The following is a 23,781-nucleotide window of genomic DNA, read 5'->3' on the forward strand; positions in this document are numbered from 1 at the left end:
GCCACCACGGCCCCAAACGCCATAAACCCAAATCTAAGCCCGACCGAACCGCGCCAGCTTTGGTTTTGTGGTGATTCACCACCCCAATGAGGCGTCAAGGCGCCATAAACCCAAAGCTGGACAGAAAAAAGCCCGCCACGAGGGCGGGCTTGGAGGTGACGCGGTTTAGTCGTCGTCGGTGGACAGCGCTGCGACGAAGGCTTCCTGCGGAACGGAGACCGAACCGAGGGACTTCATGCGCTTCTTACCGGCCTTCTGCTTCTCGAGCAGCTTGCGCTTACGCGAGATATCGCCGCCGTAGCACTTGGCCAGAACATCCTTGCGCATCGCGCGGATATTCTCGCGCGCGATGACCTTGGAGCCGATGGAGGCCTGGACCGGCACCTCGAACTGCTGGCGTGGGATGAGCTCCTTGAGCTTCTTCGTCATCTTGTTGCCGTACCACTGCGCAGAGTCGCGGTGGACGATGGCGGAGAAGGCGTCGACAGGGTCGCCGTTGAGGAGGATATCGACCTTGACGAGGTCCGCGAGCTGCTCGCCAGCGTCCTCGTAGTTGAGGGAGGCGTAGCCCTTGGTACGGGACTTGAGCTGGTCGAAGAAGTCGAAGATGATTTCACCCAGCGGCATGGTGTAGCGCAGCTCGACGCGGTCCTCAGACAGGTAGTCCATGCCGCCCATCTGGCCGCGCTTGGACTGGCACAGCTCCATGGTCGGGCCCACGAAGTCCGCTGGCACGATGATGGTGGTCTTCACTACCGGCTCGTAGACCTCGCGGAGCTTACCTTCCGGCCAGTCTGACGGGTTGTGGATGATCTGCTCGGCGCCATCCTCGCCAACCACGCGGTAGGTCACTGACGGCGCGGTGGAGATGAGGTCCAGGTCGAACTCGCGCTCCAGGCGGTCACGGGTGATTTCCATGTGAAGCAGACCCAGGAAGCCGCAACGGAAACCAAAGCCAAGGGCGACGGAGGTTTCGGGCTCATAGGTCAAGGAGGCATCGTTAAGCTGCAGCTTCTCCAGCGCGTCGCGCAGGTCCGGGAAATCGGCCTGGGAGATGGGGAACAAGCCGGAGTAGACCATCGGCTTAGGATCGGCGTAGCCCTCGAGAGGTTCCTCGGCGCCGCCGGAGGCCCAGGTGACGGTATCGCCGACCTTGGTCTCGCGGACGTCCTTTACGCCGGTGATGAGGTAGCCAACCTCGCCGGGGCCGAGGCCCTCGCACTTTTGCATGGTCGGCGAGACGATGCCCACCTCGAGCAGCTCGTGGTTGGCGCCCGTGGACATCATGGTGACCTTCTGGCGCGGCTTGAGCGTGCCGTCGACCATACGGATGTAGGTGACGACGCCGCGGTAGGTGTCGTAGATGGAGTCGAAGATCATGGCGCGCGCGGGGGCGTCCGGACCGAAATCGGAGGTCGGAGCGGGAACGAGCTCGGCGACCTTGTCAAGCAATGCGTCAACACCCTCGCCCGTCTTGCCCGAGACGCGCAGAACATCCTCTGGCTCGCAGCCAATGATGTTGGCGATCTCCAGGGAGTACTTCTCGGGGTCAGCCGCAGGGAGGTCAATCTTGTTGAGGACCGGGATGATTTCCAGGTCGTTTTCCATCGCCAGGTAGAGGTTCGCGAGGGTTTGAGCCTCGATGCCTTGGGCGGCATCGACAAGCAAAATGGCGCCCTCACACGCCTCGAGGGCGCGGGAGACCTCGTAGGTAAAGTCCACGTGGCCGGGGGTATCGATCATTTGCATGACGATCTCTTGCCCCTCGAAGGGACCCGAACGGGGGATCCAGGGAAGGCGCACGTTCTGCGCCTTGATGGTGATGCCGCGCTCGCGCTCAATATCCATGTTGTCCAGGTACTGGTCGCGCATGTCGCGCTCCTCTACGACCTGGGACAGCTGCAGGATGCGGTCAGCCAGCGTCGACTTGCCGTGGTCGATGTGGGCGATAATGCAGAAGTTTCGGATTCGGGCTGGATCCGTAAACGTAGTGGCCGCAAAGTTTTTAGACATGGGTTTAGAATAGTCGACATGACGAGCGCGAACCCAACCGGATGGACGCGAATTAAAAGGGCATTGTCCATTCGCGAGGCCCACCCCTTGGACACCGGTCTGCGCCGCATTAATGACCGCATTGGCCTGCACGGACGCCGCGCGACCATCCGCAAGGCCGCGAAGATTCGGATTGAGAAGACCGAATCCCGCGCGCGTTCCATCTTCTTTGCCCCCGATATGGACGGCCAGGCTGACTCCGGTGAGGTCGTGTGGGTGTGGACGCCGACGACTCCCCCGCAAGAACGCGCGGTCCTCGTCGTAGGCAGGACGCGCGCAACCATTCTGGGGCTTCTCATCTCCCCCAACCCGGACCACTCCACGGACGACTGTTGGCTGCCCATCGGCTCGGGCGAGTGGGACGAGCAAGGCCGTCAATGCTGGATTCGCCTCGACCGGGTCCTGGAGATCGCGGAGGAGCAAGTCCGCCGCCAAGGCACGCTCTTCCCGGAGCGCCGCTTCGAGCGGATTGCCAACCGGCTCAGGTCCCGTTACCACTGGGGATAGGTTCTCTGCTAAGCTACTCAGGTTGCTTCCACGCACCGTGGCGCGCGAGTCGGGACGAGCAGGACCTTGGGTTCGCCCTTCGAACACTCGCGCCGAGAGAAATCGGGACATGTCCGTGCGGGGTAAGTCGCTAACAGTAATCATTTCGATTCCCAAGAGGTAATTTCAATGGCAAACATCAAGTCCAAGAAGAAGCGCATCATCACCAACGAGAAGGCTCGCCAGCGCAACAAGGCAGTCCGCTCCGCCGTCCGCACCGAGATCCGCAAGTTCCGCACTCTCGTCGAGGCTGGCGACAAGGCTGGTGCCGAGAAGCAGCTCCGCGTTGCTTCCCGCGCTCTGGACAAGTCCGTCTCCAAGGGCGTGTTCCACCGCAACAACGCCGCGAACAAGAAGTCGGGTATGGCCAACGCCTTCAACAAGATGGCGTAACTAAAAAGTAAAGGCGGCTCAGGCCGCCTTTCTTTTTGCCTATAGAGTCGAACATACATTCGTCCAGTATATTTTTCTCCATGACGTCCTCCCTCAAGCCGCTCCTCAAGTGGGTCGGCGGCAAGCGCCAGTTGCTGCCCGCCATCCGCGCGGTCGTGCCGGAGTTTGAGCGCTACCGCGAGCCCTTCCTCGGCGGCGGCGCCGTGCTCTTTAGCCTCGCGCCACAGCAGGCCATCGCGGGGGATCTCAACAGCGAGCTCATCACCGTCTACACGGTCGTGCGCGACCACGTCGACGAGCTCATTGCGCTGTTGAAGACCTACCCCAACAACGAGGACTTCTTCTACGAGCTGCGCGGCCTCGACCGCTCCTCAAGCTTTGCCGAGCTTTCGAGTGTCTCCCGCGCCGCCCGCACCATCTACCTCAACAAGACGTGCTACAACGGGCTCTATCGCGTCAACAACGCCGGGCAGTTCAACGCGCCGTTCGGTCGCTATAAGAACCCGGCCATCTGCGACGATAAGACCCTGCAGGCGGTCTCGCGCTACCTCCGCGGCAATGACGTGACGCTCCTCCACGGCGACTACCACGCAGTTTTGAAGGGCGCAGGCGAGGGCGACTTCGTCTATCTCGATCCGCCCTACGATCCGGTCACCCCCACGAGCAATTTCACGGGGTACCAGTCGGGCGGGTTTAGCCACGCGGACCAAATCGCGCTGAAGCTCGCGTGCGACGAACTCGACTACAACGGCGCAAAGTTCCTGCTCTCTAACTCGGCTACGCCCTTTATTGCGGAGCTCTACGCTGACTACACGGTGGAGACCGTCGGCGCGAACCGCGCCATCAATTCCGTCGCCTCGAAACGCGGCAAGGTCGACGAGGTCCTCGTACGTAACTTTTGAACCACTTTTCTTCTACAGTGTGAGGTACCGCACTCACCTGACACGAAGGAGAAAGACCCATGTACACCATCGGGGATTATCTGCTTGACCGTCTGTCCAGCGTCGGAGTAACCGAGCTCTTTGGCGTCCCAGGCGATTTCAACCTCAAGTTTTTGGATCACGTCGTCGATCACGCCACGGTCCGCTGGGTTGGCAATTCTAACGAACTCAATGCCGGCTACGCGGCAGACGGCTACGCCCGTCTCCGTGGGATCGGCGCGTTCCTCACCACGTTTGGCGTGGGCGAGCTCTCCGCCACGAATGCGCTCGCCGGTTCCTTCGCCGAGCACGTGCCCGTCATCCACATCGTCGGTGCCCCGCGCAAGGAGCTCCAGGCCTCCCGCGCCAAGATCCATCACACGCTGGGCGACGGGGACATCGGCAAGTTCTACCGCATCGACCGCGAGATTTCCTGCATCGCGGAGGACCTCAACGCCATAACTGCCCGTGCGCAGATCGATAACCTCATCGTCCAAGTCCTCTTCCAGCGCAAGCCCGGCGTCATTCACCTCGCCGCAGACGTCGCGGAGACTCCCACCGAGCCGCCCACCGGTCCCCTGCCCCTTATCGAACAGCACGACTCAGAGGCCGCCGCCCGCGACTTCGAGCGCGACCTGCGCGCCTTCCTGCCCGGCCGCACGCTTGCCGTGCTTGCCGATGTCCTCGTGCACCGCTTCGGCGCTCAAGACCGGCTCGCAGATTTCCTCGAGAAGACCAAAGTCCCCGTCGCCACGCTGAGCTGGGGCAAGACCGTCGTCAACGAGGAGGAGACCAACTTCGCAGGCATCTACGCCGGCGCGGCTTCCTATGAGTCTTGCCGCCACACCATCGAAGATGCCACCGCGCTCGTGACCCTTGGCGTGGACTTCACCGACAACATCACGGCGGGCTTCACCACCAAGATCGAGCAGTCCCACCAGATCGACGTCCGCCGCGACACGGCGTTCATCGGCAAGAATGCCTACACCCCGCTGAGCATGCACCGCGCCATCGATATCCTCGAGAAAGTCATCACGGACCTGAAACCCGAGTACATGCCCACCGGCGCGCCCGAGGCCGAGGCCGTCGCAGACTCTGCACAACTTACCCAGTCCCAGCTCTGGTGCGCACTGTCCGAGGCGCTCACCCCTGGCAACCTCGTCCTCGCCGAGCAGGGCACCTCCTTCTTCGGACTGGCCGCCCACCACTTCCCCAGCGACACGGTCTTTATCGGCCAGCCCATGTGGGGTTCCATCGGCTACACGCTCCCCGCCCCCCTGGGGGCCGCACTCGCCGAGCCGCGCCGGCGGCCCGTCTTGCTCATCGGCGACGGCTCCGCGCAGCTCACCATCCAGGAAATCGGCCAGCTCATCCGCGAGCGCATCCCCGCCGTCATCCTGCTCGTCAATAACGATGGCTACTCCGTTGAGCGCGCCATCCATGGCGAGGACCAGTACTACAACGACATCCCCGCGTGGAATTGGTCGAAGGCCCTCGATTTCTTCGGCGCAGGCGACTTCGGCCTCACACTCAAGGCGGAAACGCTCGACGAGCTGGGTGCCGCCTTCGAGAAGACGAAGGCCCACCCCGGCCTCGTCTTCCTCGAGGTGCGCACGGGCAAGAAGGACTATCCCAAGCAGCTCGTGCGCGTCGCGGAGGCACTGGCCGCGAAATAGCTAAACCAGTGCAGTCACTCCACGCACGACCAGCACCGCGCCGGCCGCGAGGAAGAAGAGACCGGCGCCCAAGTCGATAAAGGGTGTTGCCACGAGCATCTTGCGGCGCACCGCCCGCGTGGACACCACGAAGCTCAGCACCAAGAAGAGTGCGAGCGAGCTCCACGCCAGCCCCAGGATCAGGGCGACGGATGTGCCCACGCTCGGATGCGCCGGCAACAGCGGTGCAACCAGCGCGGCGAGGAACAACACGATCTTCGGATTCGACAGATTCGTGGTGAGCCCCTGCACGAACGTGTGGCGCACCGTGCCCAGCGCGGCGGCGGCCTCCGCCAGACCCACTGGCGGCGAGGTGCGGTTCTCCCAGCCCGAGCGGACCAAACCCTGGCCCATCCAGAGGAGCCAGCCGCCGCCCACGATCTGCACGGCGTCGAGAATCTCCGGGAACGCCGTGAGCAGCGCCGCCGCACCCAGCACCGTGAGCGAGACCCACATGAGTACGCCCACTTGGATGCCGAAGGCCGCGGCCACCGCATGGCGACGCGAGCGCGTCGCCGTGCGCAGAATGAGGATGATGTCCGGGCCCGGCGACAGCGCGCCGAGCAGGTTGGCGACGATAACGGTGAGGTACGCGCTCAGGCTCACTGGGCGAAACGCTCCACGAGGTCGTCTCGACCGAACATGCGCGCCGTATCCACTGCCGTGGGCTGGCCCGCCAACGGGTCCGCGCCGTGCTCAACGAGCAGGTCAATAATCGCTTCTTCCTTCTTAAAGATGACGCCCGCCAGCGGCGACTGCCCGCGATCGTTCAGCAGATTCGGGTTCGCACCCGCCTCGAGCAGCGCGCGGGTGAGCTCCAGCTGTCCGTTGTAGGACGCGAGCATGAGGAAGGACTGGCCGTCCTGATTGACCAAGTCGACGTTGACGCCCTGCTTCACGTACTCGATAAGCGTAGGGTCGCCGTGGCGCGCCATATCAAAAAGCTTGGAGGCGAATTCTTCCACTGATTCTTCTGTGTTGTTTTCCACGGAGAATCAGTCTAGCCCGCCAGCTCCGCAATCCTGCGGACGGCCGCCTCCACCTCGTAGGCGGGATCGCCGCCCTGGCCCACTGTCGTCGCGGCGAGTTCTTCCACGATGATGACGGCCTTTGAGATGTTATCCCCGCTCCAGCCGCGCGCGACACGCATGCTGTTCTTCACCACGAAGGGATTGAGCCCCGTCTGCTTCGCCAACGTGAACTGGTCGCCGCGCTGGTCATAGAGCCGCGCAAGCGCCGTCACTTTGGAAGACAGCGCAAATGCAATGAGAATCGGCTCCGCGCCCAGCTGCAGCGCGCGGCGGCACGTCGCCACCGCCGTGCCCACCTGGCCGGCGACCGCCGCGTCCGCAATGTCCCAGTTCGCGACCTCCGCGATGCCCGAATAGTAATCGCGCACCGCCTCCAGCGTCACGTTGCCGTCCGTATCCGCGACGAGCTGCGAAGCCGCCGAAGCCAGCTTGCGCAAGTCCGAGCCCACGCCGTCGAGCACCGCTTTGATGACGTCCGGGGTAGGACGCACACCCAGCGACTGGAATTCCCGCGTGAGCCACGGCGCCAGGTCGCTCGTGTAAAGCTCATAGGCCTCGTGGACCTCCGCGATCTTGGCGAGCTTCTTCGCGAACTCCGGGATCTTCTTCTTCGCCGACTTCTTGGCGAGGTGGTACATGACGATGATGGTCATGCCGGGCGCGAGCTGCGTGCATTCGTTGAGAATGATCTTCTGCAGCTCCGCGCCGATCTTCTCCACGTCCGTGATGATGATGGTCCGCTCGTCCGCGAACAGCGAGGGGCTCGTAGCCTCGAGCAATTCGCTCACGGTAATCTCGCTCGCCTTGAAGGTCTTCTTTTCTCCATGCTGGATGGACAGGCGGGCGCGCTCGGCAAGGAATTCATCGTCGCCGATGACGAGGTGAACGGGAGATGGCATACCGGCCATTCTAGCGGCGGTGAGGGTACTCGACGGGAATCCCGTCCTTCGTCACGGACGGATAGTCGTGCGCCGGCCCCTTCTCGAGCACGACGATCTTCTCCGCCGCAGGGTGCGCGGGGATATCTTCGTCCGTCGGCACCGTGAGCACGGTGCGCGAATCTACCGATGCCGCCACCAACACCACCGCGACAATCCCCACCGTCGCACGGGGCCTCCAGGCAAGCCCGGCCACGATCCAGCCATAGACGAGCACTACGGTCGCTGGCGCCGCGGCGACGGTGGTCAGCGGCAGCCCATCAAGGGTGACGGCCACCGTATGAATCCACCACGCGAACGGCTCCACCAGGTTGAGAACAGGCCCCGGCAGCGCGACGCTCGCTAGTCCCAGGACCGTAAGCGGCGGCGCCGCCGGCGCGACGAGCACGTTGGCCAGCACCGAGACGAGCGAGACGCGCCCCGTCATCGCCGCAACCAACGGCAGCGTCGCGATATCCGCCGCCATCGCGACGGCCAGCGCCCGCGTCACGACGTCCGGCAGCCGCAGTGGGGCGAGCATTCGGTAGAGCGCCGGGAACAGCGCGATGAGCCCAGCAGTCGCGGCCATGGACAGTGCGAATCCAAAGTTCGTCGCGAGGTCTGGCCGGTAGAGCAACAAGAAGATCCCGCCTAAACACAGCGCGTGCGCTGGCTGCATGCGCGCCGAGTTCGCCACGGCGGCCAAGCCGACGAGACCGGTCACACTCGCGCGAAGCACGGACGGCTCCGGGCCCACCAACCCTACGAAGAACGCCATCGCCGAAAGCGCGAGCCCCACCTGCAACTTAGGACCGGCGCCGAGCAGCCGCGCCGCGACAAAGACCGTCGTCGTCACAATCGAGATATTGGACCCGCTCACCGCACTCAGATGTGACAACCCGGTGTCCGCATAGAGCTCGCTGTGCGACTGCAGCTCGGTGTCCCCCAGGACCATCGCCGGAATGAGATTCTGCCCCGCCGCCCCCGTATGTGCCGCGACCTTCGCGCGGAAATGTTCTTTCACCGCCCCCGCGAACGCCCACCAGCCCTCGGGCGGCGCATGCGCCGTGATGACGCCGTGCTCAACGACGACGCGCGTGCCATCCGGAAATCGCTCGTCGGTAAAGAGGGCGTCCACCGCGCCGGGCCGTGCGACCTCGAGGACTTTCCCGGAGGAGACGACCGTGCCCACATACGACTCGGGTGCGGGCACGTCGCGCAGCACCGCCGCGAGGCCAGCCGTCGCCATGAGGACGACCTGGCCGCGGCTCCAGCGCCACGCAAGCGGCGCCGCGAGCAGAACCCACGGGCCCCAGAGGAGGACTGCCCACACCATCGCGAAGGCGGGGAGCAGCCGCAGCTCCCTCACAGCGACACCTGCTTCGAGATTTGCGCGAACTTCGCGGGGCCGATGCCGCTGACCTCTTCAAGCTGGGCAATATCGCTAAATCCCCCAATGGACTCCCGATAATCCACGATGGCCTGCGCCGTCACCTCGCCGACGCCTTGCAGCGTCATGAGCTGCTCCACCGTCGCGGAATTGACATGAATGGTGCCGTCATCTGACTGCGCGACCGGCTCGCCCGCCGGTCGCACGTGGATCTGCTGGCCGTCCTCGAGGCGCTGCGCGTGATTCAAATCCGTGAGGTTCGCGCCCTCCCGCGGCCGCGCATGCTCCAGCGCATCGGCCACGCGCGCGCCGGGCGTGAGCGTCACCAGCCCTGGATTGTCGACCTCGCCGACCACAGAGACCACGAAATCCCCCGCCGTTTCAGACGGATGCGGCGCCACGAGTGGTACCGGCTGGGGCTCCCGCTGGTTCCACAGCAGGACCCCCGCGATGAGCACGAGGCCCGCCACGACGGCGGGGATGAGAGGCACGCGAAGGCGCGGGCGCGGATACTCGACGTTGAGCAGCTCTTCTTCCCCCGTCGGCGCCAGCAAGTCAGCCAGCCTCCCCGCGCCCGAACGCTGCGACGCATTCTGGCCCATGCGGCCCAGAATAAACTACTTCTGCGGAGGCTTCCACCCGAACGTCGTCTTATGCGCAGGCTTCGGGTCCGGCCCCTGCTCACAGCTAAAGACCACGGACACGCCCAGCGCGCCGGGGCCCGTGTGGACCGCCATGACGTCGCCTAGCGGCATGACCATAAACGTCGAGTCCGCTGGCAGCATCTGCTCAAGCAGCCCGCGCAGCGTCTCCGCCGCGGCCTCCGCCTCGTTGTGCTGGATGGCCACGAAGCACGGCTCACCCTGCGCGCGTTCCTGGATGAGCTCCGTGAGCTTGGTAAAGGCCTTGGTCTGCGTGCGCGTCTTGCCCACGAGCTCCAGCTTGCCGTTCTGGATCGCGAGAATGGGCTTCGTGGCCAGCAGCGCCGTGGACAGCACCATCGTGGCCGTGGAGATGCGCCCAGACTTGCGCAGCTCCTCCGTGGAGTGGACGTAGACCCACGTGCGCCCGCGGTCGAGCGTGTTCTGGGCCGCGTCGTAGCAGTCGTCGAGGCTCGCGCCGTCTTGCGCTAGGCGCGCCGCGGCCATCGCCGCAGCTCCCAGCACCATGCCTGCGGTCCCCGAGTCGATGACGCGCACGGTATCTGGGAAGACGCCCGAAGCCGTCACGGCCGCGGACCACGTGGAGGACAGCTCGCGCGACAGGTGCAAAGCCACTACCCCATCGTCGTGGGCGCGCTCCATCTGGCGGCCAAACGCCGCGGCGAGCTCCAACGCCGAGAGCCCCGAGGTCGAGGTCTCCGTTTGTCCGTCCTTGGCTTCGGACTCCATGACGTGAAGGTCGAGCACCGTGATATCGAGTTCCTCGCAGATGTCTGCCGGCAGACCCGCGGAGGAGTCAGTGACTACGCGTACGGCCACTAGATATCCGCCCCGCCGTCGCCGGATACGCGCGCGCCCATGTTCCAGCCGTCGAAGTACCACGTCGCCTCAGCGACGTTGGTCTCCGTAAAGCAGGCTGGTGCCAGCGGCGTCTCCGGATTAAACCGCGGCCGCGCGGTGAGCTGCGACCAGTGCGTATTCTTCAGGCCTGAGAGCATGCCAAACTGCGCGACATCAAGCCCCAGCAACTGGCAGGTGAGCGCCGAGATCGCGCCGCCGTGCGCCACGATGAGCACGGCATGGTCGTTCCACTCGGGGTAGGACTCCATGAGCTCGTCGATGACGGGACGTGCACGGCGCGCGACGTCGACACGGGACTCGCCGCCCGGCGGTGCCCACGTGGGATCGTGGCGCCATATGGCGCGCGCACCGGGAAACTCCTCATCGATGTCTACAGAACGCCGGCCTTGCCAGTCGCCTAAGTTGGTCTCGCGCAAGCGGGAATCGGAAAGCACCGGCACGCCCAAGGCCTCGCCGATGACGCGCGCGGTCTCTGCGGCCCGGCGCAAGTCCGAAGCCAGGATGCGGGTGATGCCTTTGTCTGCGAGCAGACGTGCCGCCGCCTCGGCCTGCGTGTAGCCCAGCTCGGACAGTTCGGTGTCCAAGTGGCCTTGCATGCGCCCAGTGGCGTTATAGGTGGTCTGACCGTGGCGGATCAGAATGAGGCGGCGGGACATGATGGTTTAGTACTCTTCCTCGTCTTCCGGCGCGGGGCCGGCAAGCGGGATGTCCTCGATATCGGAGACTTCGCGGGTGTTAACCTCGTTGCTCCACTCGCCGGGACGCTCGGGCGTTTCAATGCCCTCGATGTCGATGAGCGGGCAGTCGTGGTAGAGACGGTCCAAGCCATAGTAGTCGCGCTCGCCCTCGCGCTGGACGTGGACCACGATGTGGCCGTAGTCGAGCAGCACCCAGCGGTTTTCGCGGTTACCCTCGCGGCGCTTGGGCTCAAAGCCTGCGGCGGTGAGTTCGTCTTCAACTTCCTCGACGATGGCGGCGACCTGGCGCTCCGTCTCCGCAGACGCGATGACAAAGACCTCGGTGATGGCAAGAACGTCAGAGACGTCAATGGCGGCGATGTTCTCGCCGAGCTTTTCATCCGCGGCCTTCGCAGCGATCTCCGCCATGCGGCGGGCGGTGTCCGTAATAGACAATTGTGTTCCTCTAATGGTCGTGAATTGGTTATTTCTAGTTTCCCACGGCCTGGCCATTTTTCCTAGTTCAGCACTAGTTAAGGCCCAGCACGCGGTTCTGGTTGGGAAGGTAGAGATGGTTCTTGGCCATATACTGCACGACCCCGTCCGGCACGAGGTACCACACCGGCTGGCCGGCCTTCGCGCGCGTGCGGCAATCCGTGGAGGAAATCGCCATGGCGGGGATATCAATGAGCGTAATTGTGGCGTCCGCCGGCAGCATGTCTTTCGTGAGCTCATAGCCCGGACGGGTCACGCCCACGAAGTGCGCGAGCTCAAGCATGAGCTCCCAGTCATGCCACGAGGTAATGGAGGCCAAGGCGTCCGCGCCCGTGATGAAGTAGAGCTCGGCACCCGGGAAGAGCTTGCCGATGTCCCGAAGCGTATCGAGCGTGTAGGTCTCGCCCTCCCTATCGATGTCCACGCGGGAGACGCGGAAGCGCGGGTTGGACGCCGTCGCAATGGTCGTCATGATGTAGCGGTGCTCCGCGTCCGTGACGCCGGTCTTTTGCCACGGCTGGCCGGTGGGCACGAAGATGACCTGCTCGAGATCGAAACGGTGAGCGACCTCGCTGGCCGCGACGAGGTGGCCATTGTGGATGGGATCAAAAGTGCCACCCATGATGCCAATGCGCTGTGCAGTCATGGATGGCATTGTAACCGCTGGGGGTAGCCGCCTAACGCGCCTGGTCGATCCAACGGCCGACGGCGTCTGCCACCTGGTTATCCCACTGGGACCACCACTGGAAGTAGCGGCCGTGGTTGCCGCCGTTGCCGCGCGAGGCCATGAGCGTGCCCACGGAGGTATCACACACGCCGTCCTGCGGCAGGCAGTAGTTGATGCGGTTCGGCGTGCCGGCCGCGGTCACCGTGTTGAGCGGGGTCCAACCCAGCGGGCCGCCCTCAGTGGCGGTGTTGCCCACCGTGGTGGGGTCGCCCTTGCGCGTCATGGGGTTGCCCATGTAGACCGCGCCGGCGAGCTGACCGCGAGCGGCGAGCTCCTTCTCGTGCTCGGCGAGGACCATCGCGCCCTGGGAGAAGCCCGTGAGGATGTACTTCGGGCGGCAGCCGGAGGCGCGCTCGTAGCCGTTGATGGCGTTCATAACACCCTTGCGGCCAGTCTGCACGGAGTAGTTGAACTGGTTGGCCGCGGAAATCGCTGTGTTCAACACCGGGGAGGCGTACTGCGCAAGGATGGCGATGACGTCTCCAATGCCCTGCGGCAGTCCCACATCCGGCACCGTGTAGGCCGGGTACGTCGCCGGGTAGTCCTGCGGCGTAAGCCCCAGGACGTAGACCGAATTCATGACAGACGCGCCGCCGTGCGTGGCCTGGTAGCGCGACTCCACCGTGCGCAACATGGCGCGGATGGTCTCGCCCTCCCAGCCGTTGGAAGCGTACGGCGCGCCAGCAGAGTACCACGTGGGGTAAATCTGGCTGTTTTGTCCGGAGCCGCGGGCCGCAACCACAACGACGGCCGGGCATACGTCTGCCTTCGCTTCCGGTACGTTGAGGGTCGCCGGAGCGGCAATGAGGGCGAGAGCAGCGGCTGCCGATGCCGCCAGAGAGCCAAACTTGGCTGAAATGTGTTTAAACACGGCGTGAAAACCTTCCCAGTATTTTCTTATTCGCTAGGACACCCTACTGGTTTGGAACTCTATGTGCACGTTGGACTTCCTGTGAATTTTTCACCCATCCGGCCAGCCTGTCAGCAAAGTACGCATCTGTGACGCGTGGGGTTTCAAAGTAACTAGCGTGCACTTCCATTTTGGTCTGCAGCGCGTCCACCGCGTTCGGCACCGTCGGTCGGCAGATAACGTCCCCGCCCAGACAGTAGTTCACCGACTTCGGCGAATGCCACGGCACCGGATTGCCCATGTACATCGCCCCCTTGACGCGGTCTCCCAGCTTCTGCTCCAGCGCCGTGCCGATGACGGCGCCCTGCGAGAAGCCGACCACGATATAGTCAGGATGGCACCCTGTCGCGGCCTCCCGGGCATGCAAGAAGCCCGGCGCGTTCCGCGCACCCCGCACCACCGAGTCAATCGCACCCACCGTCGTGCCATACGCAAGCTCCGGCAGCGGATGCTCCTCGAGCACGCTGCTCAGCCGCTCCGTGGTCTGGCTCGACGTAAGCCGCTCGCCGTCCTTGGCGAGCGGCGGCAGGTTCATCGCCGCCGGGTACGTGTGCTCGTCGAGCCCCAGCACCTCCGCGTCGTCGAAGAGTCCCGGGTGGCGCTCCTCCGCCAAGTGCAGCAGGCCCGCGATATTCGGCCCCTCGTAGCCGTTGGACATCCGCTCGCCATAGCGCGCGGGTCCCAGGAAATCCCCGTGCTCCGGGTCCTGGTCCGAGCCGCGCGCCGCGACAATGGTCACCGCAGGGCACACCTCGCTTGCCGATGCCCCCGGCACCGCTGCCGCTGCCGCGGCGGCGGAGAGCACGGATACTACCACCGCACAGCGCACGCGTTTCATCTACGGCCTCGTCTGTCCGGATCCCTGCAGGATCCACTTTGTCGAGGTGAGCTCCGGCAGCGCCATGGGCCCACGCGCGTGCAGCTTCTGCGTGGAAATACCAATCTCCGCGCCCATGCCGTAGACCTCGCCGTCCGTGAACGCCGTCGACGCGTTGAGCATAACCGCCGCCGCGTCGACCTCGTTGGCAAACTTCATGAGGACATCGGCGTCCTGCGCAGCGATGGCCTCCGTGTGGCCCGTCGAGAACCGCGCGATATGGGCAATCGCGCCGTCGACGCCCTCGACGACCGCGGCGCAGATATCCAGCGACAGCGACTCGTTCGCCCACTCTTCCTCGGTCGCCTCGAGCGCATTCTTCACTCCGAAGCCCTCAAGCTCCGCCACGCGCCCGTGAATGGTCACGCCCGCATCTTGCAGCGCCGCGATGACGCGCAGCTTCTCCGCGTCCGGCAGCGCCGCGTCGAGGAGCACCGTCTCCGTGGAATTACACACGGACGGCCGGCGCGTCTTGCCATTGATGACCATCGCAATCGCCTTGTCCACATCCGCGCTCTTATCGACGTAGAAGTGGCAATTACCCGTGCCCGTCTCGATGGCCGGGACCGTCGCGTTCTCCACCACCGCGTTGATCAGCCGCGCCGAGCCGCGCGGGATGACCACATCGACAAGCCCACGCGCCGTGATGAGGTCGTGGACCGAGTCATGCGATTCGCACGGCAGCAGCTGCACTGCCTCGCGTGGAAGGTCGAAGTGCTCAAGGGTGTCCTGGAGGATCTCCACGAGCTGCTCGTTGGAGTTGCGTGCGGACTTAGATCCGCGCAGCAGCGGCACGTTGCCAGACTTGAGCGCAAGGCCAAAGGCATCCACCGTGACGTTCGGGCGGGCCTCGTAGACCATGCCCATGACGCCGAGCGGCACGCGCACCTGCTTCATCTGGATGCCGTTGTCCATGGTGTGGCCCCGCAGTACCTCCCCTACTGGGTCCTGCAGGGCGGCGACCTGGCGCAGACCGCCGGCGATACCTTCGACGCGCGCGGCGTCAAGCGAGAGCCTGTCGATTAAAGAATCATTCATCCCGGCCGCGCGGCCAGCGGCGACGTCGCGCTCATTGGCCTCGAGGATCTCAGGGGTGCGGGCCACCAGGTTTTCAGCGGCGCGCAGAAGAATCTCATTCTTGCGCGGGGTAGAAAGCTGCGCGAACCGCGGCGCAACTTTCTTCGCCTGACGTGCCAGGTTTAGTACTTGGTCTCGTTCTTCATCGCGAGTGAGTTGGCTCATGAGGCTCAAGCTTACTGAAGTTAGCCTCGACAGGACAGACCATGGGCACGCCTTCGTCATCGATGACTCGAGCGCGGATGCCATAGACCTCACCCAACAGCTCGGTGTTCAGCACCTCTGCGGGCGTTCCATGGGCATGCACGCGGCCGCCGTGGAGAACCACGAGCTCATCGCAATAGCGCGCGGCCAGGTTGAGATCATGGATAGCTACCAACGCCACCGCCCCGCGGGAGACCTCCTTGCGCAAGGTATCCAGCAGATGCACCTGGTGGCGCAGGTCGAGCGCGGAGGTCGGCTCATCCAACAGCATCAGATCCGGCTCGCGGGCCAGCATCTGCGCCACGGCAACGAGCTGGCGCTGGCCGCCCGAGAGCTGGTGGACGTAGCGGTGCGCGAGATGCACGATGCCGAGCTTTTCGAGCGCCTCAACCGCCGATTCCAAGGCGTTGGCCGAGCCGCGCTTAGCGGAGATGACCACCGATTCAAAGGCGGTCAGGGAGGCGCTGGTCAAAAGGTCCTGCGGCACGTAGCCCACGGTGGCATCACCGGTATCGCACGTACCCGAAGTTAGTTTTTGGATGCCAGCGATGGTTTTGACCAAGGTGGACTTGCCCGCGGCATTCGGACCGATAAGGCCGACGATGGTGCCGGGGCCTGGTTCTGGGAGGTCAACGCCCTTTAGAACCTCCCGTTTACCAAAGTTCACGCATGCTTGTTCTACTTTCAGCACTTGATCCTCCTCTTGGTGAAGATGAGCAGCACGAAGAAAGGAACGCCAACAAGAGCGGTGATGATGCCGATGGGCACGGCAACGCCGGGGATGATGGTGATGGATACCGCGTGGGCACCCGCCAGCAGCATCGCGCCCGCTGCCATGGAGGCCGGAGCGAAGAAACGCTGATCCTCGCCCACCAGAAGGCGCGCCACATGTGGGCCAACCAAGCCGATGAAGCCAATGATTCCGGCGAAAGCAACGGCACTTGCGGCCAGCAAGGATGCCACCACGAGGGTGGAAACGCGCAGCCGCTGCACGTTGATGCCCAGCGCTGCCGCGCGCTCATCGCCCAGGCGCAGCGCCGTGAGCTTCCACGCGTTGAAGACGGTGAAGGGCACAGCGATGAGCAAGGTGGCGGCGATGATCAGGTTGGACACCCAGTTCGCGCGCTGCAGTGAGCCCATGGTCCAAAAGACGATCTGCTGCAGGGCCTCAGTCGAGGCGCTGTATTGCATCAGCGAAAGCAGCGCCTGGAAGAGGAATACCAGGGCGATGCCAAGCAGAATCATTGACTCCGCACTAGCGCCGCGCCACACCGCCGCACCTGCGACGATGGCCACAGCCACGAGAGCCGACAGCCAAGCGACGGCCGCGAGATTGAACTGCGGATTTCCCAGCACGGTCCAGCCCAACACGATGGAGGCCGCGCCACCGAAAGCCGCGGCGGCGGAAATACCCAAGGTGAAAGGCTCGGCCAAAGGGTTATCCAGAATGGTCTGCATGTGCGCGCCGGATAGCGCCAATGCGGCGCCGATGAGCACGGCCATAACCGACGCCGGTAGACGCAGGTTCCACAGGACCGTGCGGGTGGTTTCATCCACCTGGCCCGGTAAGAAAATGCCACGCAACATCTCCATCGGGGAAAGGTGAATCGGGCCGACCACCGTGGCGACAACGAAGGCCACGAAGGCCGCCAGCACCAGTCCACCGATGGTGAGTACCTTGCGTAAGTTATTGCTTCGGTACTCGGCGATTACCTGGTTGGTTTCGGCTTTCTGGTCAGTCTGCGAACGATCAGAAGAGGTCAAAAGTGCCATTTTCTAGTGCTTGTGTGCGTCTTTGGTGGTGAAGAAAACGCCGCTGTAGTCGATGGGCAGCCACTTGTCGTGGAAGTCAGCGAAGTCTTTTTCTGGGTCTAAGTCCTTGAAGGTTTCTGGGTGCATCCACACGGCAAACTGCTCCAGGGCGAAGACGTTGAAAGGCGAATCGTAGAACTGGTGGTAGACAGCATGGAAGTTGCCTTCCTTTGGGGCCTCAAGCTGATCAAAGCCCGGGGTCTTGAGCAGGCCTTCGAGGGTCTCCTGCGCCTTTTCTTCCTTGGCCGCGTAACCCATCTCCACGTGCGGCAGGACCTCCGGCTTTTCCGGGTTCTTGGCCCATGCGCCGCCGGTGGCGATGATGTGCTCTGGCTGCTCAGCAAGCACCTTTTCTGCGGTAAGGTCTCCAGACTCGGTGTCCAGCAGGCTATCGCCCAGGTTCTCACCGCCGGCGGCATTAACCAGGTCACCTAGGTTAGAGTCCTTGACCGTGGAGCAGCAATCCTTCAGGCCCGCTGCGCGCCAGACCAGGGTGCGCGGCTTATTGCCCGCCTTTTCCGCGCGAGACTTGATGTCATCTACCTTGCCGGTGTAGAACTTGTTGAACTCTGCGGCCTTGTCCTCGTGACCGAAGAGCTGGCCGAAGACCTCCATGGACTTCGGGGTGTTTTCCAATGGCTTCTGGCGGAAGTCGGTGAAGACGTATTTCAGGCCGGCCTGATCCATCTTGTCTAGGAAGCCGGTCTTTTCCGCACCCTTCTTGTGGTCGAGGGTCATGACCACGACGTCCGGCTTTTGCGCGAGCAGGTTTTCGACGGTTACGTCGCCCTTGGCGATGTTGCCGATAGTCGGCAGATCCTTGTACGCCGCATTGGTTTCGGCGAACTTGGACTCGAAGCTGGGTGCAGCCTCATGCAAGTCCTTGCCGAGTGCAACGACGTGCTCGAGCGGATCCTCGCGGTTGAGGATCGAGGTAGCAAACACGCCGCGGCCCTCGCCCAGAACGATACGCTCAGGCTGCTTGTCGAAGGTGACCTCGCGGCCGGCGACGTCAGTGATGGCCAAAGCAGTGTCCCCCGCGGCGCCGGTAGAGCCGGTGGACGCGGAGGTGTCTTCGCTGTTGCTGCACGCGCTCAACGCAGTCGCGGATGCGAGCATGGCCAGGGTGGCTGCCGCAATGCGGACGGAGTACTTGGGCACGTTGAAATGGGTCATGAAAGAGAATCCTTTGCTCACAGTCAATCCATAGATAAGTTAACTAAGGCTTAGCTAATTGGAATACGCTTGAGCATACAACCACTCGCATAGACCCGGAAATGGTCCCCCCGAGTTTGATTTAGGTCACTTTAAAGCTGAATAACATCCTCTTAAAGAAACCCACCCCCAACAGCATGGTTATCCGCCCTGGATGTCACGCGCGGCTATAGCTCAAGCGCGCAGCCACTCCCCCCGCGGCCCCGCGGACCCCGCGGACTACTGCCCCAGCTCCTTGCGGCGCTCGGCTGCCAGACGTAGGCGCTCGGCCCTGTCTTTGTCACCTTTCTTTTTCAATTCCTTATAAAGTTCTTCGTCGTCGTCGGAGAGCTTGACCGCCTCCCTGACACCCCACGAGGCGAAACCTGCAATCGGTAAGCCAAGCCAAAAATAGTCCCAGTCGTCAAAGACGAAAAGACCCAGGAAGAAGAGGAACATCATCGCTGACCAAACGACGGCATCGATTCGGTGAACTAACCCTCCGCGGCGCTGCAGCCGGTCGAGCTCGGCCTGCGCTTCCGATTCCTTGAACCGAACGACCTCTACAATTGGATTGTCAGGAAGGTCATCAAAGAGGGAAGCAATCTCGCCGCGGGTACGCGCAACAGCCGCCTTTCCTGTGCGGTCTTCGAACTCGTTGATGTCGATGAGACCGTTAGCGCAGTGGGTGCTGAGGAGGTCTAGGGCATTGTGTGCGTAGGGTATTGTGCCGTTCGGCGTCCCCTACACGAATGTCTATGTTCATGCTTTTACACTTTAATATCCAGCGTTCGGATCCACACGGGTAGGAATTTCCTCGCCAGCCTCAAAGGCCGCGGCCACCTTTGCGGTGTGTGCTCCCAAGTGGCGGCGCACCGAGTTACGGGTATTGGCAATGTGCGGTGTAATGACCACCCGTTGGTCCTTCCACAGCGGGTGATCATCCGGGAGCGGCTCCGGCTCAGTGACGTCGAGCGCTGCGCCGGCAATCTCGCCAGATTCCAGCGCTGCCAAAAGATCCTCGGTACTGATGAGCGGGCCACGGCCCACGTTGACCACCACCGCGTGTTTCGGCATCTGGGCAAACACGTCTTTGTTGACCATGTGATGGGTCTGCGGAGTAAGCGGCGCTATGAGCACAAAGTAGTCGGCCTCAGGCCAGACCTTGTCCACCTCGGAGATGGGATAGGTCTCATCCGCGCCTGGAACCGCGTTGCCGGACCGGTTTACGGCGATGATGCGCGGGCCAAAGCCAGAGAGCATCGTGATGAGCCGCTTGCCGATGCCGCCGGCGCCGATGATCGCCACAGTCTTGTCCTCGTGCAGGTAGGACTTGTGATCCTGCACCTCATCGTAGTTGGAGAAGGTGTCGTTGACATAGCGATGGGCATGCAGCTGCGCGAGCAGCAGCGCGATGGCGGATTCCGCCACGGTGTTATCGAATACGCCAGCGGCGTTGGACCAGATAACGTCGGTCTCCTTCATGACGTCGAGCAGATGATCTACGCCTGCAGAAGGAATCTGCACGAAGTTGATGTTCTCCGGCAGTGGCAACGGGAAGTCCGAGCCGTCGCCGTTGTAGATGAGGAAGTCGGCATCGGAAAGCTCCGCGAGCTCATGGCCAGCTCCCCGCAAAGTCTCGACGGATTCTTCCCATTGTTCCGGCAACATGGCGTATTTCATGGTCTTTTCCTGGGTTTTCTCTGGCTTCTAGTGACTAGATTCGGGAGGCGTAGTTCGACAGGTAGTCGGCGTGGACAACGCTGCGGCGCTGGTATTCCGGCAGCTCCTCCATCTGCTTACCCAGGATGCCCCGCAGCTCCGCGGAATCAAAACGTACTTCGCCGCGGCCGATGACCTCACCTTCCGGACCCATGATGTCGATGATCTCGCCCGCGTGGAACTCGCCAATGACCTCAGTAATGCCGACGGCGAGCAACGAGTTGCCGCCCGCGGTCACGGCCTTGACCGCGCCGGCGTCGAGACGCACGGCGCCGCCGGTATCGGCGCAGTAGAGGGCCCAGAACTTCCAAGCGGAGAGCCTGCGTTCCTCGCGGGTATGGAAAACGGTGCCCACCGAGGCATCGGCAAGCGCGGCGTCGATATTGTCGGCCGAGGTGAGCAGGACGGGAATGCCGCCGCGAGTGGCCAGACGCGCAGCGGAGACCTTCGTGGCCATGCCGCCGGTGCCCACGCGGCCGCCGTCGCCGGCCGTCACGCCGTTGAGGTCTTTGCCCGTGCGGACCTCCTCGATAAAGCGGGCGCCGGGCTCGGATGGGTTCTTGTCGTAGAGGCCATCGACGTCGGAGAAGAGAAAGAGCGCATCCGCGCCCACGAGGTTGGCGACGAGCGCGGAGAGGCGATCGTTGTCGCCGAAGTGCATCTCGGAGGGGGCGACGGTGTCATTCTCGTTGACGATGGGCACGGTACGCAGTTGGCGCAGGCGCTCGAGGGTGCGCTGGGCGTTGCGGGCACGGTCGCGGGCGCCAATATCGGAGGCAGTGAGCAAGACCTGCGCGACGGAACGGTTGTAGCGGGCGAAAGACACGCCCCACTCGTAGGCAAGGTGAATCTGGCCGACGGCGGCCGCGGCCTGCTTGGTCGCGAGATCGCTGGGGCGCTTCTGCAAGCCCAGCGGCCCCATGCCCGCGGCGACGGCGCCGGAGGAGACCAGAATGATGTCCGAAGTGCCCATGCGCGTCGCGATGGCGTCGACGATGTGGTTGATCTTCTCCGTCGAGGTGATGAAGCTGTCCTCCTTAGTGAGGGAAGAGCTGCCGATCTTCACCACAATTCGCTTCGCTCGGCTCAGTTCCTCACGCAGCGGCGACTGCAATGGCCCACGCGGTGCATGGTGCTCCGGCACGATGGGTTCGCCGTCGAAGGGGCTTAAGGGAAGCGGATAGCTCATGAAGCGAAATCATACCTCTTCCGCTCAGGCGCCCCTATGCTCGGCGGGCAAGAGGGCACGTTATCCTTGCCAGCGGTCTTTGTTTGCCTGCTCGCGGGTGACCTCTGCGTCGTTGCCAAAGTCGTATTCGTCGATAAGACCACGGCGTGCCTGCGAGGCGCGCTTACGCTCTGCGGCGGAGACACGGTCGGTACCGAGGAGGCGGCCGTCGAAGCCGCGGCCGGCATTGGTCGCCTTGCCGCCGGTCATCGGCTCCCACTCGAAGGTAATGCCGCCGATAGTGACGGGGCAGCCTTCCACCGCACCCTGGTCGCGCAGCTCGTCCTCCACGCCGGCCTTGGCCAGGCGGTCGGCGAGGTAGCCCACGGCCTCGTCGTTTTCGAAGTCGGTCTGAACAATCCAGCGGTCGATCTTCTCGCCCTCGACGATGAAGCCGCCATCGATCTCCGGATCCTTGCGCACCGTGAAGTCCGCAAAGCGGCCCTTCTTCGCCGACTTCGGACGAATGATGGTGTGTTCCTTGTCTACCTTGACTTTGGGCTGAGACTTACGGTGTTGCTGCACCATTTCCAGGAGCTTGTACTTGAGCGGGTCCAGGCCCGTGTGCGCCACGGCGGAGATGATGAAGACGGGCCAGCCAAATTGCTTCTCAATGTCTTCCTTGAGGAACTCGGCAAGCTCCAGAGCCTCCGGGATATCCGCCTTGTTGAGGATGACAATGCGCGGGCGCTCGCGCAGGTCGCCCAGGCCGGTGTCCTGTTCCAGCAGATCCTGGTAGTTGGACAGTTCCTTCTCCAAGGCCTCGATATCGGAGATGGGGTCGCGGCCCGGCTCCAGCGTCGCGACGTCGACGACGTGCGCGAGCACCGCGGTGCGCTCGATGTGGCGCAGGAAGTCGAGGCCCAAACCCTTGCCCTCGGCGGCGCCCGGGATAAGGCCCGGAACGTCGGCGATGGTGAAGGACTCGTAGCCCATATCGACCACGCCGAGGTTTGGCTGCAGCGTGGTAAATGGGTAGTCGCCAATCTTCGGCTTCGCGGCAGAGAGCACGGAAATCAGGGAGGACTTGCCCGCAGACGGGAAGCCCACGAGTCCGACGTCGGCCATGGACTTAAGCTCGAGCACGAGGTCGTGCGCCTCGCCCGGCTCGCCCTGCAGCGCGAAGCCCGGGGCCTTGCGCTGCGCGGAGGCCAGCGCCGCGTTGCCCAGGCCGCCAAAGCCGCCCTCGGCCGCGATGAAGCGGGTACCCGGGACGGTAAGGTCCGCGAGCATCTCGCCCTTGTCGTTATAGACCACCGTGCCCGCGGGGATTTCCAGGATGAGGTCCTCGCCGCGCGCACCATTGCGCCAGTCGCCCGCGCCATTCGCGCCACGGCCGGCCTTGATGTGGGGACGGTAGTGGAAGTCCATGAGCGTGTGGATCTGCGAGGAGACCTCGAGCACAATATCGCCGCCGTGGCCACCATTGCCGCCGTCGGGGCCGCCGAGGGGCTTGAACTTCTCGCGGTGGACGGACGAACAGCCGTGTCCGCCGTCGCCCGCCTGCAGGTGGAGCACCACGCGGTCAATAAAGCGTGCCATGGAAATCCTTCCGGAATTAAAAATCGAAGAAAACTAGACGCCAGTCTAGTGGAGATAAACAAAGACCCGAGCCTCCCATTTAAGCGGGAGCCCCGGGCCTTGAAAGCGTGAACGCTTAGGCAGAAGCCTCAGCAGCGGCCTGCTCGGCCGGCACGATGTTCACAATGCGACGGTTGCGCTTGATGCCGAACTGGACGGAGCCAGCCTCGAGAGCGAACAGCGTGTCGTCGCCACCGCGGCCGACGTTCTCGCCCGGGTGGAACTTGGTGCCGCGCTGGCGAACGAGGATCTCGCCGGCCTTCACCTGCTGACCACCGAAGCGCTTAACGCCGAGGTACTGCGGGTTGGAATCGCGACCGTTGCTGGAGCTGGAAGCACCCTTCTTGTGTGCCATGTGGTTTCCCTCCTTTAAGGGTATAAAAGCCGGTTGAGGCTTACTTGATACCGGTGATCTTCAGGGTGGTTACCGGCTGGCGGTGACCCTGACGCTTCTTGTATCCGGTCTTGTTCTTGTACTTGAGGATGTCGATCTTCGGGCCCTTGCCCTGCTCGACGATCTCTGCAGAGACGGAGACCTTCTCCAGGTCAGCGGCCTTTGCCTTGACGGTTGCGCCATCGACGAGCAGAACCGGGGTGAGAGCCACGGACGAACCCGGCTCACCCTCGATCTTCTCGACCTTGACGAGGTCACCTTCAGCAACCTTGTACTGCTTGCCGCCGGTCTTGACGATCGCGTACATAGAGGGCTACCCCTTATCTAAACTCGGCTCAGGACCCGGTCGGGCCCTGAATGGACATTAAAATTACATTGCGTTTGAGGCTCTCGCGC

26 protein-coding genes and 1 pseudogene are annotated in these 23,781 nt (G+C 63.4%); 4 read left to right on the top strand and 23 right to left on the bottom strand.

What is annotated here, in order from left to right:
- Positions 1-165: 165 nt before the first annotated feature.
- Positions 166-2,013 carry a translation elongation factor 4 gene (lepA, locus tag HMPREF2559_RS11460; protein ID WP_066492466.1) on the bottom strand — a complete coding sequence of 616 codons (1,848 nt, stop codon included), beginning with the start codon at positions 2,011-2,013 and terminating at the stop codon, positions 166-168.
- A gap of 18 nt (positions 2,014-2,031) precedes the next feature.
- On the opposite strand from lepA, the gene HMPREF2559_RS11465 reads away from it, so the two are divergent.
- The 4 genes from HMPREF2559_RS11465 (at position 2,032) to HMPREF2559_RS11480 (ending at position 5,587) form a co-directional block, all read left to right on the top strand.
- Positions 2,032-2,559, top strand: a complete 528-nt coding sequence (locus tag HMPREF2559_RS11465) for a type II toxin-antitoxin system PemK/MazF family toxin (protein ID WP_066492468.1) — start codon at positions 2,032-2,034, stop codon at positions 2,557-2,559.
- Positions 2,560-2,727: 168 nt separating this feature from the next.
- Positions 2,728-2,991, top strand: a complete 264-nt coding sequence (rpsT, locus tag HMPREF2559_RS11470) for a 30S ribosomal protein S20 (RefSeq protein ID WP_066492470.1) — start codon at positions 2,728-2,730, stop codon at positions 2,989-2,991.
- An 80-nt stretch (positions 2,992-3,071) separates the two neighbouring features.
- Positions 3,072-3,893, top strand: a complete 822-nt coding sequence (locus tag HMPREF2559_RS11475; protein ID WP_070540831.1) for a DNA adenine methylase — start codon at positions 3,072-3,074, stop codon at positions 3,891-3,893.
- 59 nt (positions 3,894-3,952) lie between these two features.
- Positions 3,953-5,587 carry an alpha-keto acid decarboxylase family protein gene (locus tag HMPREF2559_RS11480; protein WP_070540833.1) on the top strand — a complete coding sequence of 545 codons (1,635 nt, stop codon included), beginning with the start codon at positions 3,953-3,955 and terminating at the stop codon, positions 5,585-5,587.
- Here the strand turns inward: HMPREF2559_RS11480 and HMPREF2559_RS11485 are convergent, their stop codons facing one another.
- From HMPREF2559_RS11485 to rplU, 22 genes and pseudogenes are all read right to left on the bottom strand, one after another.
- On the bottom strand, positions 5,588-6,232 hold the full coding sequence (locus HMPREF2559_RS11485; protein ID WP_066492478.1) for a LysE family translocator: 645 nt from the start codon (positions 6,230-6,232) through the stop codon (positions 5,588-5,590).
- On the bottom strand, positions 6,229-6,561 hold the full coding sequence (locus HMPREF2559_RS11490; protein WP_066492529.1) for an ankyrin repeat domain-containing protein: 333 nt from the start codon (positions 6,559-6,561) through the stop codon (positions 6,229-6,231). The genes HMPREF2559_RS11485 and HMPREF2559_RS11490 overlap by 4 nt, the downstream gene beginning before the upstream one ends.
- 65 nt (positions 6,562-6,626) lie before the next feature.
- Positions 6,627-7,565, bottom strand: a complete 939-nt coding sequence (holA, locus tag HMPREF2559_RS11495; RefSeq protein WP_066492480.1) for a DNA polymerase III subunit delta — start codon at positions 7,563-7,565, stop codon at positions 6,627-6,629.
- A gap of 1 nt (position 7,566) precedes the next feature.
- Positions 7,567-8,943: a ComEC/Rec2 family competence protein gene (locus HMPREF2559_RS11500; protein WP_066492483.1), complete on the bottom strand. Its 1,377-nt coding sequence runs from the start codon at positions 8,941-8,943 to the stop codon at positions 7,567-7,569.
- Positions 8,940-9,566 (bottom strand): ComEA family DNA-binding protein, encoded by a 627-nt coding sequence (locus HMPREF2559_RS11505; RefSeq protein ID WP_066492487.1) that lies wholly within the window; start codon positions 9,564-9,566, stop codon positions 8,940-8,942. Before HMPREF2559_RS11505 ends, HMPREF2559_RS11500 begins: the two co-directional genes overlap by 4 nt.
- Positions 9,567-9,581: 15 nt before the next feature.
- The gene (locus tag HMPREF2559_RS11510; protein ID WP_066492489.1) at positions 9,582-10,445 is read right to left on the bottom strand and encodes a DegV family protein; all 864 of its coding nucleotides are present in this window, start codon (positions 10,443-10,445) and stop codon (positions 9,582-9,584) included.
- Entirely contained in the window at positions 10,445-11,143 is a 699-nt protein-coding gene (locus HMPREF2559_RS11515) for a histidine phosphatase family protein (protein WP_070540836.1), read from the bottom strand. The genes HMPREF2559_RS11510 and HMPREF2559_RS11515 overlap by 1 nt, the downstream gene beginning before the upstream one ends.
- A gap of 6 nt (positions 11,144-11,149) precedes the next feature.
- Entirely contained in the window at positions 11,150-11,620 is a 471-nt protein-coding gene (gene rsfS, locus HMPREF2559_RS11520; protein ID WP_066492492.1) for a ribosome silencing factor, read from the bottom strand.
- 73 nt (positions 11,621-11,693) lie between these two features.
- Positions 11,694-12,305 carry a nicotinate-nucleotide adenylyltransferase gene (gene nadD, locus HMPREF2559_RS11525; protein ID WP_066492495.1) on the bottom strand — a complete coding sequence of 204 codons (612 nt, stop codon included), beginning with the start codon at positions 12,303-12,305 and terminating at the stop codon, positions 11,694-11,696.
- Between the two features lie 31 nt (positions 12,306-12,336).
- Positions 12,337-13,257, bottom strand: a complete 921-nt coding sequence (locus HMPREF2559_RS11530; RefSeq protein WP_066492499.1) for a cutinase family protein — start codon at positions 13,255-13,257, stop codon at positions 12,337-12,339.
- Positions 13,258-13,300: 43 nt separating this feature from the next.
- Positions 13,301-14,134 (bottom strand): alpha/beta hydrolase family protein, encoded by an 834-nt coding sequence (locus tag HMPREF2559_RS11535; RefSeq protein WP_066492500.1) that lies wholly within the window; start codon positions 14,132-14,134, stop codon positions 13,301-13,303.
- Positions 14,135-15,415, bottom strand: coding sequence for a glutamate-5-semialdehyde dehydrogenase (locus HMPREF2559_RS11540; protein ID WP_070540839.1), 1,281 nt, complete (start codon positions 15,413-15,415; stop codon positions 14,135-14,137). It abuts the gene before it with no gap.
- Entirely contained in the window at positions 15,393-16,145 is a 753-nt protein-coding gene (locus tag HMPREF2559_RS11545) for an ABC transporter ATP-binding protein (protein ID WP_046646211.1), read from the bottom strand. The genes HMPREF2559_RS11540 and HMPREF2559_RS11545 overlap by 23 nt, the downstream gene beginning before the upstream one ends.
- Entirely contained in the window at positions 16,139-17,227 is a 1,089-nt protein-coding gene (locus HMPREF2559_RS11550; RefSeq protein ID WP_070540842.1) for a FecCD family ABC transporter permease, read from the bottom strand. The genes HMPREF2559_RS11545 and HMPREF2559_RS11550 overlap by 7 nt, the downstream gene beginning before the upstream one ends.
- Positions 17,228-17,230: 3 nt before the next feature.
- Entirely contained in the window at positions 17,231-18,442 is a 1,212-nt protein-coding gene (locus tag HMPREF2559_RS11555; protein WP_066511386.1) for an ABC transporter substrate-binding protein, read from the bottom strand.
- Positions 18,443-18,700: 258 nt separating this feature from the next.
- Complete coding sequence (locus HMPREF2559_RS13355) at positions 18,701-18,922, bottom strand: hypothetical protein (RefSeq protein ID WP_231725152.1); 222 nt, start codon at positions 18,920-18,922, stop codon at positions 18,701-18,703.
- Between the two features lie 177 nt (positions 18,923-19,099).
- Positions 19,100-19,186: pseudogene (locus HMPREF2559_RS13535) on the bottom strand (hypothetical protein); the annotation flags it as partial.
- A 51-nt stretch (positions 19,187-19,237) separates the two neighbouring features.
- Positions 19,238-20,143 (bottom strand): D-isomer specific 2-hydroxyacid dehydrogenase family protein, encoded by a 906-nt coding sequence (locus tag HMPREF2559_RS11565; protein WP_070540846.1) that lies wholly within the window; start codon positions 20,141-20,143, stop codon positions 19,238-19,240.
- Between the two features lie 34 nt (positions 20,144-20,177).
- Positions 20,178-21,371 (bottom strand): glutamate 5-kinase, encoded by a 1,194-nt coding sequence (proB, locus tag HMPREF2559_RS11570; RefSeq protein ID WP_083297833.1) that lies wholly within the window; start codon positions 21,369-21,371, stop codon positions 20,178-20,180.
- 60 nt (positions 21,372-21,431) lie between these two features.
- A complete protein-coding gene (gene obgE, locus HMPREF2559_RS11575) occupies positions 21,432-22,952 on the bottom strand; it encodes a GTPase ObgE (protein WP_066511380.1) in 1,521 nt (506 codons plus the stop codon).
- Positions 22,953-23,067: 115 nt separating this feature from the next.
- The gene (gene rpmA / locus HMPREF2559_RS11580; protein ID WP_066492511.1) at positions 23,068-23,346 is read right to left on the bottom strand and encodes a 50S ribosomal protein L27; all 279 of its coding nucleotides are present in this window, start codon (positions 23,344-23,346) and stop codon (positions 23,068-23,070) included.
- Between the two features lie 40 nt (positions 23,347-23,386).
- Complete coding sequence (gene rplU / locus HMPREF2559_RS11585) at positions 23,387-23,692, bottom strand: 50S ribosomal protein L21 (RefSeq protein ID WP_066492512.1); 306 nt, start codon at positions 23,690-23,692, stop codon at positions 23,387-23,389.
- Positions 23,693-23,781: the final 89 nt, after the last annotated feature.

This window comes from Corynebacterium sp. HMSC072G08, assembly GCF_001809185.1.
GTDB lineage: Bacteria > Actinomycetota > Actinomycetes > Mycobacteriales > Mycobacteriaceae > Corynebacterium > Corynebacterium phoceense.

Coding starts and splice junctions, on each gene's coding strand:
- lepA (WP_066492466.1), bottom strand. CDS start 2,013: ATGTCTAAAAACTTTGCGGCCACTACGTTTACGGATCCAGCCCGAATC.
- HMPREF2559_RS11465 (WP_066492468.1), top strand. CDS start 2,032: ATGACGAGCGCGAACCCAACCGGATGGACGCGAATTAAAAGGGCATTG.
- rpsT (WP_066492470.1), top strand. CDS start 2,728: ATGGCAAACATCAAGTCCAAGAAGAAGCGCATCATCACCAACGAGAAG.
- HMPREF2559_RS11475 (WP_070540831.1), top strand. CDS start 3,072: ATGACGTCCTCCCTCAAGCCGCTCCTCAAGTGGGTCGGCGGCAAGCGC.
- HMPREF2559_RS11480 (WP_070540833.1), top strand. CDS start 3,953: ATGTACACCATCGGGGATTATCTGCTTGACCGTCTGTCCAGCGTCGGA.
- HMPREF2559_RS11490 (WP_066492529.1), bottom strand. CDS start 6,561: ATGGCGCGCCACGGCGACCCTACGCTTATCGAGTACGTGAAGCAGGGC.
- holA (WP_066492480.1), bottom strand. CDS start 7,565: ATGGCCGGTATGCCATCTCCCGTTCACCTCGTCATCGGCGACGATGAA.
- HMPREF2559_RS11505 (WP_066492487.1), bottom strand. CDS start 9,566: ATGGGCCAGAATGCGTCGCAGCGTTCGGGCGCGGGGAGGCTGGCTGAC.
- HMPREF2559_RS11515 (WP_070540836.1), bottom strand. CDS start 11,143: ATGTCCCGCCGCCTCATTCTGATCCGCCACGGTCAGACCACCTATAAC.
- nadD (WP_066492495.1), bottom strand. CDS start 12,305: ATGACTGCACAGCGCATTGGCATCATGGGTGGCACTTTTGATCCCATC.
- HMPREF2559_RS11535 (WP_066492500.1), bottom strand. CDS start 14,134: ATGAAACGCGTGCGCTGTGCGGTGGTAGTATCCGTGCTCTCCGCCGCC.
- HMPREF2559_RS11540 (WP_070540839.1), bottom strand. CDS start 15,415: ATGAGCCAACTCACTCGCGATGAAGAACGAGACCAAGTACTAAACCTG.
- HMPREF2559_RS11550 (WP_070540842.1), bottom strand. CDS start 17,227: ATGGCACTTTTGACCTCTTCTGATCGTTCGCAGACTGACCAGAAAGCC.
- HMPREF2559_RS11555 (WP_066511386.1), bottom strand. CDS start 18,442: ATGACCCATTTCAACGTGCCCAAGTACTCCGTCCGCATTGCGGCAGCC.
- HMPREF2559_RS13355 (WP_231725152.1), bottom strand. CDS start 18,922: ATGATGTTCCTCTTCTTCCTGGGTCTTTTCGTCTTTGACGACTGGGAC.
- HMPREF2559_RS11565 (WP_070540846.1), bottom strand. CDS start 20,143: ATGAAATACGCCATGTTGCCGGAACAATGGGAAGAATCCGTCGAGACT.
- proB (WP_083297833.1), bottom strand. CDS start 21,371: ATGAGCTATCCGCTTCCCTTAAGCCCCTTCGACGGCGAACCCATCGTG.
- obgE (WP_066511380.1), bottom strand. CDS start 22,952: ATGGCACGCTTTATTGACCGCGTGGTGCTCCACCTGCAGGCGGGCGAC.
- rpmA (WP_066492511.1), bottom strand. CDS start 23,346: ATGGCACACAAGAAGGGTGCTTCCAGCTCCAGCAACGGTCGCGATTCC.
- rplU (WP_066492512.1), bottom strand. CDS start 23,692: ATGTACGCGATCGTCAAGACCGGCGGCAAGCAGTACAAGGTTGCTGAA.